This window comes from Tenacibaculum ovolyticum DSM 18103 (assembly GCF_000430545.1).
GTDB lineage: Bacteria > Bacteroidota > Bacteroidia > Flavobacteriales > Flavobacteriaceae > Polaribacter > Polaribacter ovolyticus.
Genome location: NZ_KE387163.1, coordinates 105,517 through 120,341, shown reverse-complemented (window position 1 = coordinate 120,341; position 14,825 = coordinate 105,517). Strand labels below are relative to the sequence as shown.

Here is a 14,825-nt window from a genome sequence, read left to right as displayed (position 1 = left end):
TCGATGTTAAACACAAAACCTTTCAATAAGTCAAAAAGTCAGTAAAAACAACACCGTTAAAGACATTTTGTCTTAAGTTTAATGAAATTATTCATTGGTATTACTTTTGACTTTAATTGATCGAAGAAGACAAACAATAAAATTATGAATTTCAACAATTATACAACAAAATCACAAGAAACCATACAACAAGCGCAACAGTTAGCGCAAGGTTATGGTAATCAACAAATAGAAAACGAACATATATTTAAAGCTTTATTAATAGTAGATGAAAATGTACTACCTTTTACATTAAAGAAACTTAATATTAATATTGCTATTGTTCAGCAAATTTTAGACAAGCAATTAGAAGGATTCCCTAAAGTTTCTGGTGCAGAGTTAATGCTATCTCAAGAAACAAATAAAACATTAAATGAAGCAGCCATCATTGCTAAAAAAATGAATGATGATTACGTTTCTATAGAACATTTAATTATTGCGATATTTAAATCTAAAAGTCAAATAGCACAAGTCTTAAAAGACCAAGGTGTTACTGAAAAAAGTTTAAAAGCAACTATTGAAGAATTGCGTAAAGGTGAAAGAGTAACTTCTCAAAATGCTGAAGAAACTTATAATTCTTTAAATAAATATGCCAACAACTTAAATAAATTAGCACAAGACGGAAAACTAGATCCGGTAATTGGGCGTGATGAAGAAATTCGTCGTTTGTTACAAATTTTATCACGTAGAACTAAGAATAACCCAATCTTAGTAGGTGAGCCAGGAACTGGTAAAACAGCTATTGCTGAAGGCTTAGCACACAGAATTATTAGAGGTGATGTACCTGAAAACCTAAAAGATAAACTTATTTTTTCTTTAGATATGGGCGCCCTAATTGCTGGTGCTAAATTTAAAGGGGAGTTTGAAGAGCGGTTAAAATCAGTTGTTAAAGAAGTAACAACATCTGAAGGTAGTATTGTATTATTTATTGATGAAATACATACTTTAGTAGGTGCTGGAGGTGGTCAAGGAGCTATGGATGCTGCAAATATTTTAAAACCAGCATTAGCTCGTGGAGAATTACGTGCTATTGGAGCCACTACCTTAGATGAATATCAAAAATATTTTGAAAAAGACAAAGCTTTAGAGCGTCGTTTTCAGAAAGTTATTGTTGATGAACCTGATACAGAAAGTGCCATATCTATTCTTAGAGGTATTAAAGATAAATACGAAACACACCATAAAGTTCGTATTAAAGATGAAGCCATTATTGGTGCGGTAGAATTATCTCAACGCTATATTACCAATCGTTTTTTACCAGATAAAGCAATTGATTTAATGGATGAGGCTGCTGCTAAATTACGAATGGAAATTAACTCTAAACCAGAAAATTTAGATGTTTTGGATCGTAAAATAATGCAATTAGAAATTGAAATTGAAGCAATTAAGCGTGAAAATGACACTGCTAAATTGAAAATATTAAACGCTGATATAGCTAACCTTAAAGAAGAACGCAAAGAGATTAGCGCTAAGTGGTTATCAGAAAAAGTAATTGTAGATGCTATTCAGCAATTAAAAACTGATATTGAAGATTACAAATTAGAAGCTGATAAAGCAGAACGTAATGGTGACTATGGAAAAGTAGCTGAGTTACGTTATGGTAAAATAAAAGATGCTCAAGAACAACTTGAACAACAGCAAGAGGTTTTAGCTAATCAAAGTGAAAATGCACTTATAAAAGAAGAAGTTACTTACGAAGATATTGCCGAAGTTGTTGCTAAATGGACAGGAGTTCCTGTAACTAAGATGATACAATCTGAACGAGAAAAACTCCTGCAATTAGAAAGTGAATTACACAAACGTGTTGTAGGTCAAGAAGAAGCTATTGAAGCTGTTTCTGATGCTGTTCGCCGCTCAAGAGCTGGTTTACAAAATCCCAATAAACCTATTGGTTCTTTCTTGTTTTTAGGTACAACAGGTGTTGGTAAAACTGAATTAGCGAAAGCTTTAGCTGGTTATTTATTTGATGATGAGAATGCAATGACTAGAATTGACATGAGCGAATACCAAGAACGCCACTCTGTTAGTAGATTAGTGGGAGCACCTCCTGGCTACGTAGGATATGATGAAGGTGGACAGTTAACAGAAGCTGTTCGTAGAAAACCATATTCTGTTGTATTATTAGATGAAATTGAAAAAGCGCATCCTGATACTTTTAATGTATTATTACAAGTTTTAGACGAAGGTAGATTAACAGATAATAAAGGAAGAATAGCTGATTTTAAAAACACCATTATTATTATGACTTCTAATATGGGAAGTCATATTATTCAAGAAAAATTCGAAAATTTAAAAGGTGATGTTCATACAGCAATGGAACTAGCTAAAGTTGAAGTTTTAGGATTACTCAAACAAACTGTTAGGCCTGAGTTTATTAATCGTATTGATGATATTACTTTGTTTACACCATTATCACAAGAAAACATTAATCAAATTGTAAAAATACAGTTGAATAGTGTTAAAAAGATGATTGCTGAACAAAACATAACATTTGACGCTACAGATGAGGCTATTGCTTATTTAGCTATAAAAGGATATCAACCAGAGTTTGGAGCACGTCCTGTAAAACGTGTTATTCAAAAAGAAGTATTAAATCAGTTATCTAAAGAAATTTTAGCAGGAAAGGTAACAACTGATAGCATTATTTTACTAGATGCTTTTGATAATAAACTAGTTTTCAGAAATCAATCCGATTTAATAGAAAATTAGCAGTTAGTTTATATAATTGTTAAAGGTGATGTTTAAAAAAACATCACCTTTTTTATTTTAACTATATTGCTCAATAAATAAACAATTATGAAAAAATATTTCTTCCTTATTACTTTTATTTTAGGTTCATTATCAATCTTTTCTCAAGATGACATTACAACTTACTATCTAATTCGTCATGCGGAAAAAGACAAAACTGATAAAACGAATAGAAATCCACATTTAACAAATAAGGGTATTAAACGTGCTGCTTTTTGGTCAGAAGTTTTATCTTCTGCAAACATAAATATGGTTTATAGTACAAATTATAACAGAACGAAAGAAACAGCAACACCTACAGCTTTAAAAAACAAATTAAGTGTACTATTATATAATCCTAGTAAATTGTATGATGATGATTTTAAATTAAAAACTAAAGGTAAAAATGTTTTAATTGTTGGCCACAGTAACACAACACCCTCTTTTGCAAATAAAATATTAGGTAAAGATTTATTTAAACAAATAAATGAGAGTGCTCCTGACAGTAACAGTAATTTATACATTATTACTGTTACAAAAAACGGAGCTACAAGTATTCACTTAAAAGTGAATAATTAATTTTTATTACTTAGCCTTAATATTCTCTAAAATAATCTCAGAAAGTTTTTTTAACTTTCCTTCCTCATATAATTTATCAATAGCATAAAAATCTATATTTTTATCTATAGGCTTGTAATTATTATAATCAGCAAAACGAATTCCGTTTACAATATTTTCTTTTTTAACATCTCTAAAACGAACACCTCCACCATTTGTGTGGTATTTATAGGCTAAATAATCTAGTTTAAAATTTTCTTTTGAAAACCAGTAAATAAAGATATCATCAAAATCATCTCCTCCTCCATTCTCATTAAATGTTACTTGAATTTTATAATACTCTTTTTCTTTAATAAATACATTTTCAAGAGCTTTCTTTTTTACTGCTGGAGCATTTAATCCGTAAGGTAACACTGAAAAATAATGTACTGAATTTACAGAATTACTATATGCATCTTGATCTTTTTTAGATAAAGAAACTAAACTATCGTTAATGTATCGTTTAAAACCATCGTTAGATAACACATCTTTATAGTTTACTAAATCTTTAGTAATAAACCTCAATAATTCATAATCACCTTTATCTCTTTTAGCTGTGTAATGATTTTTCCTAAATTTAAAAGAAATTTCTGAGTTAGAGATTTTTTCTAAGTTCGAGTTACTTATTGATTTATCTACAATTTCTTGGGCAGTAAACTTTGGTTTACAAGCTACTGTTAAAATAATAACTACTAAAAAAATATATCGCATAAAACTTTGTTTACTTTGGTCTCATTTAAAGCTCAAAATTACAAGTTTAACGATATCAAAATTATAAATTTATGTTAATAAAAAAGAGCTACTAAAAATTAGCAGCTCTTTCTTATTAATATTCATAGTACTTCTAAAATCTCATACCAACACCAAAACCTATTAAAAGAGGGTTTATTTTAACTGCTGCTGGTACAACAGCGATTCCTGCATCAACAGTAACATCAGTACTTAAATCAACATATTTAGCATCAATATTTAAAAACCATGTATCATCTAAATCATAATCAAATCCTAGTTGAAGTGCATAACCAAAAGAATTATCATAATCAACATCAACTACTGCTCCTGGATCTGAATTGTAGAAAAACGTGTAGTTTACACCTGCACCTACATAAGGTCTAAAATCACTTAAATTAAAATGATACTGCGCCATTAATGTTGGAGGCAATAACCAAACATGTCCTAAATCTACATTACCTAAAGCTGTATTTACAGCATTAACATTATGCTTACTTGTTCCTAAAACTAGTTCTGCTGCAATATTTTCAGTAAAAAAATATGTAAAATCTAATTCAGGAATAAAATTATTGCTAATTTCAATATCACCACCAATAGTTCCTATAGTAGCCGATTCATTAGCTAATACACTTACCCATCTAAAACGAGCTTGCCACTTCTTATCATTTTTTGACTTTTCTTGGGCATTAATATTTGTAAAAAATAAAACCCCTAAAACAATACTTAAAAAAACTTTTTTCATAATTATAAACTTTAATTTCTGAAGCAAAAATACTTTCAGAAAGAAGCATAAATAATGATTAAAATCATAGTTTAATAATTTTCTTTAGACACTTAAATTATTAGTTATATTTGCAGGTACTATGCAAAAAAAAATTAACATACAAAATAAAAAAGCTCGTTTCGAATACGAGATTTTGGATAAATATACTGCCGGAATTCAACTTACTGGTACTGAAATAAAATCAATTAGATTAAGTAAAGCTAGAATAACAGAAAGTTTTTGTGAATTTAATGATCATGGAGAACTTTTTATTATAAACATGTATATTGAAGAGTATGCATTTGGTAACCATTTTAATCACAAAACAACAAGTGAACGTCGTTTGTTATTAAATAAAAAGGAGCTTAAAAAATTAGAAAGAGAAGTTGAAGCCAAAGGAAACACTGTTGTACCTCTTAAACTGTTTATTAATGAAAATGGTTGGGCTAAACTAGATATTGCTTTAGCTAAAGGTAAAAAGACGCATGATAAACGTCAAACAATGAAAGACAGAGATAATAAAAGAGATTTAGCTAGAATTAAAAAAGATTTTAATTAAATGCTTGCTATTTTTTTTCATATCATTCATTGGAAAAGACTTTTATACTTTTTTTTTATATTATTTTTATTAAAATATTCTCTTATAAATGGGTTTGGATTCGAAACAGCTCTTTCTTTTTTTGATTTAGGTATTTTAGTTAGTTCTGGTGTTTTAATAATTGCATCAGGTTATTTATTTAATTATTTTTATAGAAAACAAAAAAAGAATGTTAAATTCCCTGTGAAAAAAGCAAAGAGATATGCTTTTATTTTTGCTCTTTTAAGTTTAATATTAGGTTTTTTTTTAGCTTTTAAGATTCAAAAACCTAATTACAGTTTTATTTTTATTTTTGGTGTAGTTTATACTTTTTTTTACGCTAAAAAAGTTAGAAAAAAAACATTTTTCACTAACTTACTTTCATCTTTTATTAAATCTTTTACCATTCTAATTGTTTGCTGGTTTGATTTGCCTACAAATTTATCCTCCTCTCAATGGGATATTTTTTTTAAATTACAGATTATAATTTTAATATACGTGGCTGTTTCTTTTTTAAGCAATATTGTTCGAGAAATAATAATTGATATTAATAATATAAACTCTGATAATAATTTTGAACACAAAACACTACCTATTTTGTTAGGTCGAAATAGAGCAACTAAAGTTGCTTTATCTATTAGTATTTTAGTCTGTTTAATTGTTTTTTCTATTGCCATCGTATACGTAAAAAACACATACTTGTTTATCACAATCATGTTATTAGGTACAATTCCTCAATTATTCATCATCTATAAATTAATGACAGCTTCTAGTTCTAATGATTATATTTTTTTATACAAAATATCAAACATTGGTTACTTTTTAGCTATTTTAAGTATCCCTATAATATCTTATCATATTAAATATGTTATCAACTAAATTATTAAATTATACTGTAATTCTTGCTTCTAAATCACCAAGGAGGCAACAACTTTTAAAGGACTTAGATATAGATTTTACTGTAAAAACAAAAGAAGTTGAAGAAATTTACCCAGAACATTTAGTAGCTTCTGAAATAACAGATTATCTCTCTGATTTAAAATCAAAACCTTTTAGTGATGAATTAAATGAAAAAGATATTTTAATTACTTCAGATACTATTGTTTGGTCTAATAACAAAGCACTAGGAAAGCCTAAAAATTACAACGAAGCTTTTAAAATGCTAAAGGAGTTATCTAATAATACACACCAGGTGATTACCTCAATCTGTATTTTAAATAAAAACTTTAAGCATATAATTAATGATACTACTACCGTTACTTTTAAAAAGCTTACCGATCTTGAAATTGAATATTATATAAAAAACTATAAACCTTATGATAAAGCAGGCGCTTATGGTATTCAAGAATGGATTGGAAAGATAGGTATAACTGAAATAAAAGGTAGTTATTTTAATGTTATGGGGTTTCCTGTTCATAAACTTTATAAAGAATTAATAAATTTGTAGTTCTACATTTTTATAAAAGATTATTTTTGACACGTATTTACACAACACAACTAATGAAAAAATATACTTACACCGAAAAAAAAGATACCAGATCTGGATTTGGAGATGGTTTAACTGAATTAGGAAAAACAAATCCTAATGTAGTAGCATTATGTGCTGATTTAACAGGTTCTCTAAAAATGGGAGACTTTAAAAACAACCATCCAGAACGTTTCTTTCAAATAGGAATTGCTGAAGCAAATATGATTGGTATTGCTGCTGGTTTAACTATTGGAGGAAAAATTCCATTCACTGGAACTTTTGCAAACTTCTCTACAGGTCGTGTATACGATCAAATACGTCAATCTGTTGCTTATTCAGATAAAAACGTAAAAATATGTGCTTCACACGCTGGTTTAACACTTGGTGAAGATGGTGCTACACACCAAATATTAGAAGATATCGGGTTAATGAAAATGTTGCCAGGTATGACAGTTATTAACACTTGTGATTATAGTCAAACTAAAGCTGCTACTATTGCTATTGCTGAGCATGACGGACCTGTATACTTACGTTTTGGTAGACCAAAAGTACCTGTTTTTATGACAGAGGAGCCTTTTGAAATTGGTAAAGGAATAAAACTTACAGAAGGAAATGACGTTACAATTGTAGCAACAGGACACTTAGTTTGGGAAGCTTTACAAGCTGCTGAACAATTAGAAGAAAAAGGAATTTCTGCAGAAGTAATAAATATACATACTATTAAACCTTTAGATGAAGATATTATATTAGAGTCTATTGCAAAAACAGGTTGTATTGTTACTGCTGAAGAACATAATAAATTTGGAGGATTAGGTGAAAGCGTTGCTCGTTGTTTAGCAACCAACACTCCTACTCCACAAGAATTCGTAGCTGTTAATGATAGTTTTGGAGAATCTGCAACTCCAGCTCAATTAATGGAAAAATATGGATTAAATGATGAAGCTATAGTTAAAGCTGTAGAAAAGGTAATCTCAAGAAAATAATTTTACTTAATACTAAAAAAAGCATCATTTTTAAATTAAAAATGATGCTTTTTTTTTCAACACTCAATAAATTAATATAAAATAAGTTTTAATAGTATACTAAAATAATAAACGATGAAAAAAATATTTTTATTAGCACTCCTTTTTATAGGAGGAACCCAATTAAGTCAAAGTCAAGTACAATTTGGTATTAAAGGAGGAGTAAATTATAATTCGAAATCTATTACAAACGTAAGTAGCGACATTCTTAGTGGAGCAAAAAGCAAAACAGGTTTTCATGCAGGTGTATGGACTAGAATAAAAATACCTGTTATTGGTTTGTTTATTCAACCAGAACTAGTGTATACTCAATTAAGTAATGACATTACTTATAAAAAGGTAGTTGGTGGAGTTGTTGGTACACAAAACATTGGTACTAGTTACGAATTTAGAAAGTTTGACATACCAGTACTGCTAGGTAAAAAAGTATTTAGTATTGGTCGTGTATTTGCTGGGCCAACTTTTCAATATGTTATAGATGGAGATTTCGGTCTTAGTGATCTTAAAGATGTAAAATCTGATGGCTTTACTCTAGGAATGCAATTAGGGTTTGGTGTTGATATAGGTAAATTAGGGATAGATGCTCGTTGGGAAAGAGCTTTCTCTGATACAGAATCTAGCTTTACAAGAGATCTTGTTGGTGTATCAAACAAAACAACTTTTGACACTAGAGTAAACCAAATCATTATTGGTTTATCATATAGATTTTAATCTTACTAAAAATAAGGCATAAAAAAAATCCGAAGTTTTGACTTCGGATTTTTTATGCTAAATATTTTCTTATTTTCTAATATCTCTATTCAAGTAATCAGGAATAGTAGGTTTATTTGGATCACTAAAATCATTTCTAGGATCACCATCACCATTTGCATCTTCATTTTTTGTTAGTATACCATCTCCGTCATCGTCTGTATCAAGATAATTTGCTATTCTATTTTTATCAGTATCGTCATTTCTTGAATCACCATCTTCATCTACATCTTCAAAAATTGAAAAAATACCATCTTGATCATGATCTGTATTTTCAACAAAATCTAATAAATCTATATAAAATACTAGTTGTGAGTTAGCTGGTATATTCCCTTTAATTGACTCTGCATAAGCTAAACCTGAAGGAATAATAAGTATTCCTTTTCCAAATTTCTCATAAGTTATAGGACCATTACCTGTGTTATTCAATCCTGCTTTAAAATTTGGTATTCCTAAAGACCATCCTCTAATAGGAGTTGGAGCTGCAAAAGGACTGTTGCTTACAGCTAAATTCCACCATATCGGTGTACTTCCTGTCTGATTTAATACAAATTCACTTGTTTTCGATGTATACCAAACTTGATATTTAGTAAAAACAGAATCTAAAGGTGTAGGACTTCCTATAGTTGTAGTAATTTTACTACTAGATGCTCCTTCTTTTATAGATTGCCCCTCTTCAGTAATAATATGATACAAATCATATGATATTTCATTTTCAATATGAGTCTTTTTAATCAACCTAACATCTCCTGATAAAGGTGTTTTCCCTGAAACTAAAGGTTTTATAGAATCTATAGTATCATCAAAATAATAGTTGTCTAAAAATTTAGCTATAGAGTCTTTGTCTTTTAAAGCTTGCGCTTGATGATCAAATTTAACAATAGTATTACTATCACTTCCACAAGAATATAACAAAGCACTTAAAAACACAGTGCAAAAAAGATGTTTAAATTTTATCATTTAATATTGAAATTTTAACGCGCAATTTACCATTTTTATACCTTTGTAAAAAACTAAAAGATAAATTTTAACTTTTTATATGAGAATTGACAAATATTTATGGTGTATCCGCTTATTTAAAACACGTAGTATTGCTACTGAGGCGTGTAAAAAAGGGCATGTTAAAATTGATGGACTAAGTTTAAAACCTTCTAAAGATGTATTCGGTAATGAAGAAATAACTATTCGAAAGAATCAAATTAACTATAAAATAAAAATAATAGACATACCAGATAGCCGAATTGGAGCTAAATTGGTCGATTTATATCGAAAAGATATAACACCAAAGGAAGAATTTGAAAAAACAGCATTATTAAAATATTCAAAAGATTACTATCGAAAAAAAGGTACAGGAAGGCCTACGAAAAAAGATAGACGAGATATTGACGATTATTACGATGATTCTGAAGAAAAAGATATTAATTTGTAATATCTTTTATTCAATAATAAATAAACAAATATGATTATAGCTGACAATATTATTTTAACGGATAGCCAGGTAGCGCAAAAAATTAGAAGAATAGCTTTTCAAATATATGAAAGCAATAGCAATGAAACAGAAATTATAATTGCTGGTATTGCTAATAATGGTTATTTATTTGCTGAGAAGATTCAGGCTGTATTAGCTGAAATTTCACCACTAAAAATTGAATTATGTAAGGTTGTAATAGATAAAAAAAATCCTATTACACCAATTACAACTTCTATCGATAGTAATCAATACCAAAACAAATCTTTAGTATTAGTTGATGATGTTTTAAATTCGGGTACAACATTAATATACGCTGTAAAGCATTTTCTTGATGTGCCTTTAAAAAGATTTAAAACAGCTGTATTAGTTAATAGGAATCATAAGAAATACCCTGTTAAAGCTGATTTTAAAGGAATTTCTTTATCTACATCAACAAAAGAACATGTAGTGGTAGAATTTAAAAATAACGAAACCCTTGTTTATCTAACTTAATAATTTGTAGACTTCATCAACAATTTCCGCTGTATTTTTAGTATCTACAGCTAATTTATATTTCGACTTGTTATAAAAGTAGCTTCGTTCAAATAAATGTTTAGCCACAAACTCGGCTAATTCATCTTCTTTTAATCTAGCTACTAAAGGTCTTTGATTTTTTTCATTGGTCAATCTTTCAACAACCGTAGCAATTCGTGTCTTTAAATATATAGCATTCGTGTTCTTCGATTCAGTAATTATATCCATATTGCCAGCATAGCAAGGAGTTCCTCCTCCTAATGATAAAACAATATCCCTATCTAAGAGCATTAATTCTTTTAAATATAAGTGCTCTACTTTTCTAAAATAGATCTCTCCTTTCTTTTCGAAGATCTCAGATACTGTCATTTTTTCTTTTTCTTCAATGTAATCGTCTAAATCAATAAAAGAAAAGTTCATTTTTTGCGATAATAATCTACCAATTGTAGATTTTCCACTAGCCATATATCCTATTAAAACAATTTTCATAATCTAATAATTAAGAGGTTACAAATATGAGTAAAAAATATTACAAAAAAGTTTTTTTGAATTAAAGAATAGTTGTATATTTGCAACCGCTTTCAGAAGCACTGAATGACCTGGTAGCTCAGTTGGTAGAGCATCTCCCTTTTAAGGAGAGGGTCCTGGGTTCGAGCCCCAGCCCGGTCACAAAAAAAGTTAAGCATTCATTTGCTTAACTTTTTTGATTTAAGCACATATGGCGGAATTGGTAGACGTGCAGGCTTGAGGGGCTTGTGTTCGTAAGAACGTGCGGGTTCGACTCCCGCTATGTGTACACAAATTAAAATACTTATTTTCAAACACTTATAAATATACTTATAAGTGTTTTTTTATGCCTCACTCCTAGTCTTTTACTGAAAAATCATAAAAGTACCTGTACAAAACAACTACTGTTAAATAGCTACTTAAATGCTATAAAATCATAAATTTTAGGAATCGAAAATTTCAACAAAAAGTACCTGAAATTTTAGACTTAGTAAGAATTCGAAATGCTATGTTTTGCTCTACCCTACATTCTTTAAACTAAACGTTATGTAACGCAGCAAATTAACTACTTAAGACCACTTAATATATATTCATATATATTGTTATTTCTACCAAGCTTTGGGTCATTAAAGCTGTGTGTTTTATAAATTGGTTTCTGAATCATTTCTCTCTGCATCATTTCGTTAATTGTATGATAAAAATCAAGAGAAGTTTTACCTATTAATAAAGGACTTAAGTCATTATCGTTTTCCCAGAAACGTAAAATTTTCACAAAACCACTTAAGTATAAGTAATCTTTTGTAAAGCCGCCACCTCTAAATATTCTTGTAACGACACTAAAAGCATCGTCTTTATCTAAACCATGATTATTTACAAGAAAACTATAACACTCAACAAAATCTGCTCCATTACACATCATATCTACTATAATAACACGGTAGGCCAACTTTTTAAGCCTTTTCATTGAAATATTACCACTAAGGTATTCAGATAAAATAGCTAGTCCTTCTTGTGTCATCGTATTTACAGGAAGCCCTAGATTGAATAAATTCAATTTTTGAGCATTAGAATTCATCGTTGTTACCATATGTACTCCTATTTCATGCTCTACAAGTGCGTTTATTTGATTTCTAGTAAATTTTGCATCTGGTCTAAATAAAATAGTTTTTTTAGCGTTTAAAACCATTACTTGTGAGACAACACGGTTACTTTTTTCTATTCTACTTTTAAAACCATAACTTTCAAGGCCTTCTTTAAATGAAACCATAGCTTCTTCAACACCTAAACTGGGTGATCTTCTAGGTTCACCCGCTACATCAGGCAAATGCAAAAAGTAATGTGCATTTTCGATATCCTTTTTAGAAGGTCTTCCAAAATAACGCAATGAATTATATAAGAATTTTCGAGTATCTAATTCAGATAACATGTCTATTTTATCAAAATAACTATTGATAACAGATTCATATAAATGACGAATTGATACATCCGAAATATCCTGTACTTTAAGATTACTTAATTGCTGTTTTAACTCAAATGGATTAATTTTAATAGGGTTATACTTAAAATGAGGTATTTCTGTGCATTTGTTTTTAAAAAAACGTTTTTTTTCTTTAATGTTATTAATTGGATTGACTGAAGCTAATAGTTCAAAACCTTTTAATAATCTAAACAATTCTTTGTCAACTTTAAGAATTGAGGAGTCCATTGTTTTATCTAATAATTTAGCCTTTACTTGATATTCCCAATCGGAATGTTTTTGATTAAAAAAATTAGCATTATTTAATATTGCCTTTTTAAACCCCTTTTGTAATGTCTTAATTATATTAGGATAATCATCTCCTGTCATTTCATTACAGTAAACCTTTTTAACCTCTGTTGCTAAAACTAAAGTGTTTTTAAAGTTTTTAGTGATATATTCAAGATTATAACCCCTTCCATAAAAAACATCGTTAATAACACTGTCGTTTTCAATATCTTGTAATTCAATCTTCCCAAGCTCTTGCCTCCAATGCTCTACAACATTTCCAAATCGGTTCATGTCAATATTCTCAGTACCGATATTAAACAATGGTACTTTTCTGTCCCAACGCTGAAAGTTATAAGAGTGAATATCATAAACTACACATCCTCCAAAAAGTGCTTCTAGTTTTTGAATTAATGCATGAGTAACTTTATAATAGTTATTATGCTTTTCAATACTTTTCTGTCTCTCTTTAGGTGTTAGTTTCTTTTTCCAGACTTTTTTCTCCCACGCAATATCAAAAATACAGTTATCTGAATTTCTGTTTAAATCATATTCAAAACGAGAATCATTACTAATTAAAGTAATAGGCATTGAAGATATAAAATCTCCGGTAAAAGGATCTTCTTCATACCAACGATTATACTCGTCATGATTTATCTTTTCTTTTAACTCAGAACGCAAATTACTACCGTCATGAATAGCCGTACAACAATATGGTAGATATTTATTTATTTTTATAGAAAAAGAGCCGTCAGAAACAATAGCTTCAAAATGTTTTTCAGCATTTATTAACGCTATAATTTCATTAATCTCTAACCTCCTCATCGGATACTAACTTTATAAGTTCAGACTTATTTTTTCTATCTCTTATTTCTTCAACAACACGCTCTAAATAGTCAACTATCTTCTTTTGAATCTTTGTATTATTCAATTTATTAATGTCCGTAATCGTTCCAGGACTCATTACATTTACCTCAATTAATTTTCCACCTATCAAATCAAGTCCTGCATAATAAATTCCGTCACGAACTAACTTCTCACCTACTTTTCTACATAAAATTTTGTCCGTTTTGGTTAACTTGTATTTTTCTACAGTACCTCCTGCAGAAATATTTGAACGTGCATCTCCTTTCGCAGGTCTTCTACGCAAAGCACCAATAGGCTCTCCATTTAACATTAATACACGTACATCACCATTTTCAGCTCCCTCTACATACTCTTGTAGAATTACATAGCTAGATTTACCTTCTTTCCCATTAATATAAAAGTCAAGTAAAGATTTAATATTATGCATTGCCGATTTTTCGATTACAATTACACCACTACCACCATAGCCATCTAATGGCTTTAAAATCATTTTATCATTTTCTGATTCTTCGATAATTCTTAATAAGTAGTCGATGTTTTTTGAAACATGAGTAGCAGGAATCAATTCTCGTTTCGGATCATAATATGCAGCTGTATAAATTTTATTATTGGTTTCTCGCAAACCATCTACAGCGTTTAATATAAATACGTCGTCTTTTATAGAATCAAGAAAATTGAGCACTAATGGATCCATAGGTGGATTGTCTCTCATAAATATTACATCAAAATGTTGCAAAGGCTTCATTTCTTTATGAAATTTAACCGACTTGTAAAATGATGGTATACTATTCGATACTTTATCTTGACTAATAATTGTTTTACACAAACTCAAAGTAACACTATCTCGAATTGTTAAATTAGATGGATATGTTATAGCAACTTCGTGCCCACGAACAGTAAGTTCATGAATCATTCTAAGAGTAGAATCTTGCTTAGGATTTACTTTTTCCCAAGGGTACATTATAAAACAGATTTTCATTTGATGTTAGTATTTTTCAAAGCAAAATTCAATTAAAAAAGGGAATATAGTTGTACAGTGTTTTAATTT

At 29.2% G+C, this 14,825-nt stretch carries 15 protein-coding genes and 2 tRNA genes; 11 read left to right on the top strand and 6 right to left on the bottom strand.

Going from position 1 to position 14,825, the window contains the following annotated elements; all coding sequences use genetic code 11:
• The first annotated feature begins 144 nt into the window (after nt 1–144).
• Both clpB and H518_RS0110480 read left to right on the top strand, forming a co-directional pair.
• Nucleotides 145–2,748 carry an ATP-dependent chaperone ClpB gene (gene clpB / locus H518_RS0110485; RefSeq protein WP_028889002.1) on the top strand — a complete coding sequence of 868 codons (2,604 nt, stop codon included), beginning with the start codon at nt 145–147 and terminating at the stop codon, nt 2,746–2,748.
• An 87-nt stretch (nt 2,749–2,835) separates the two neighbouring features.
• Complete coding sequence (locus H518_RS0110480; RefSeq protein ID WP_028889001.1) at nt 2,836–3,345, top strand: SixA phosphatase family protein; 510 nt, start codon at nt 2,836–2,838, stop codon at nt 3,343–3,345.
• A gap of 6 nt (nt 3,346–3,351) precedes the next feature.
• On the opposite strand, the gene H518_RS0110475 is transcribed toward H518_RS0110480, so the two are convergent.
• Nucleotides 3,352–4,074 (bottom strand): DUF6503 family protein, encoded by a 723-nt coding sequence (locus H518_RS0110475; protein ID WP_028889000.1) that lies wholly within the window; start codon nt 4,072–4,074, stop codon nt 3,352–3,354.
• Between the two features lie 133 nt (nt 4,075–4,207).
• Entirely contained in the window at nt 4,208–4,837 is a 630-nt protein-coding gene (locus H518_RS0110470; protein WP_028888999.1) for an OmpW/AlkL family protein, read from the bottom strand.
• Between the two features lie 121 nt (nt 4,838–4,958).
• Here H518_RS0110470 and smpB point away from each other — a divergent pair, with 121 nt between their 5' ends.
• From smpB to H518_RS0110445, 5 genes are all read left to right on the top strand, one after another.
• The gene (smpB, locus tag H518_RS0110465) at nt 4,959–5,417 is read left to right on the top strand and encodes an SsrA-binding protein SmpB (RefSeq protein ID WP_028888998.1); all 459 of its coding nucleotides are present in this window, start codon (nt 4,959–4,961) and stop codon (nt 5,415–5,417) included.
• The gene (locus tag H518_RS0110460; protein WP_028888997.1) at nt 5,418–6,314 is read left to right on the top strand and encodes a UbiA prenyltransferase family protein; all 897 of its coding nucleotides are present in this window, start codon (nt 5,418–5,420) and stop codon (nt 6,312–6,314) included. It begins immediately after the preceding gene.
• Nucleotides 6,301–6,882: a Maf family nucleotide pyrophosphatase gene (locus tag H518_RS0110455; RefSeq protein ID WP_028888996.1), complete on the top strand. Its 582-nt coding sequence runs from the start codon at nt 6,301–6,303 to the stop codon at nt 6,880–6,882. Before H518_RS0110460 ends, H518_RS0110455 begins: the two co-directional genes overlap by 14 nt.
• A gap of 53 nt (nt 6,883–6,935) precedes the next feature.
• Entirely contained in the window at nt 6,936–7,886 is a 951-nt protein-coding gene (locus H518_RS0110450; protein ID WP_028888995.1) for a transketolase family protein, read from the top strand.
• 114 nt (nt 7,887–8,000) lie between these two features.
• Nucleotides 8,001–8,636, top strand: coding sequence for an outer membrane beta-barrel protein (locus H518_RS0110445; RefSeq protein ID WP_028888994.1), 636 nt, complete (start codon nt 8,001–8,003; stop codon nt 8,634–8,636).
• Nucleotides 8,637–8,705: 69 nt separating this feature from the next.
• Here H518_RS0110445 and H518_RS0110440 read toward each other — a convergent pair whose 3' ends face one another.
• The gene (locus tag H518_RS0110440; RefSeq protein ID WP_028888993.1) at nt 8,706–9,635 is read right to left on the bottom strand and encodes an FKBP-type peptidyl-prolyl cis-trans isomerase; all 930 of its coding nucleotides are present in this window, start codon (nt 9,633–9,635) and stop codon (nt 8,706–8,708) included.
• 79 nt (nt 9,636–9,714) lie between these two features.
• Between H518_RS0110440 and H518_RS0110435 the strand changes: the two genes are divergently transcribed.
• Both H518_RS0110435 and H518_RS0110430 read left to right on the top strand, forming a co-directional pair.
• On the top strand, nt 9,715–10,104 hold the full coding sequence (locus H518_RS0110435) for an RNA-binding S4 domain-containing protein (protein WP_028888992.1): 390 nt from the start codon (nt 9,715–9,717) through the stop codon (nt 10,102–10,104).
• A gap of 30 nt (nt 10,105–10,134) precedes the next feature.
• The gene (locus H518_RS0110430; protein ID WP_028888991.1) at nt 10,135–10,638 is read left to right on the top strand and encodes a phosphoribosyltransferase family protein; all 504 of its coding nucleotides are present in this window, start codon (nt 10,135–10,137) and stop codon (nt 10,636–10,638) included.
• Here the strand turns inward: H518_RS0110430 and H518_RS0110425 are convergent.
• Nucleotides 10,630–11,148: a shikimate kinase gene (locus H518_RS0110425; protein ID WP_028888990.1), complete on the bottom strand. Its 519-nt coding sequence runs from the start codon at nt 11,146–11,148 to the stop codon at nt 10,630–10,632. The genes H518_RS0110430 and H518_RS0110425 overlap by 9 nt on opposite strands.
• Before the next feature lie 107 nt (nt 11,149–11,255).
• Between H518_RS0110425 and H518_RS0110420 the strand changes: the two genes are divergently transcribed.
• Nucleotides 11,256–11,328 (top strand) — tRNA-Lys (locus H518_RS0110420).
• 43 nt (nt 11,329–11,371) lie between these two features.
• Nucleotides 11,372–11,455, top strand: a tRNA-Leu gene (locus H518_RS0110415).
• A 276-nt stretch (nt 11,456–11,731) separates the two neighbouring features.
• Here H518_RS0110415 and H518_RS0110410 read toward each other — a convergent pair.
• Nucleotides 11,732–13,735, bottom strand: coding sequence for a flavohemoglobin expression-modulating QEGLA motif protein (locus tag H518_RS0110410; protein WP_028888989.1), 2,004 nt, complete (start codon nt 13,733–13,735; stop codon nt 11,732–11,734).
• Nucleotides 13,716–14,756: a glutathione synthase gene (gene gshB / locus H518_RS0110405; RefSeq protein ID WP_028888988.1), complete on the bottom strand. Its 1,041-nt coding sequence runs from the start codon at nt 14,754–14,756 to the stop codon at nt 13,716–13,718. The genes H518_RS0110410 and gshB overlap by 20 nt, the downstream gene beginning before the upstream one ends.
• Nucleotides 14,757–14,825: the final 69 nt, after the last annotated feature.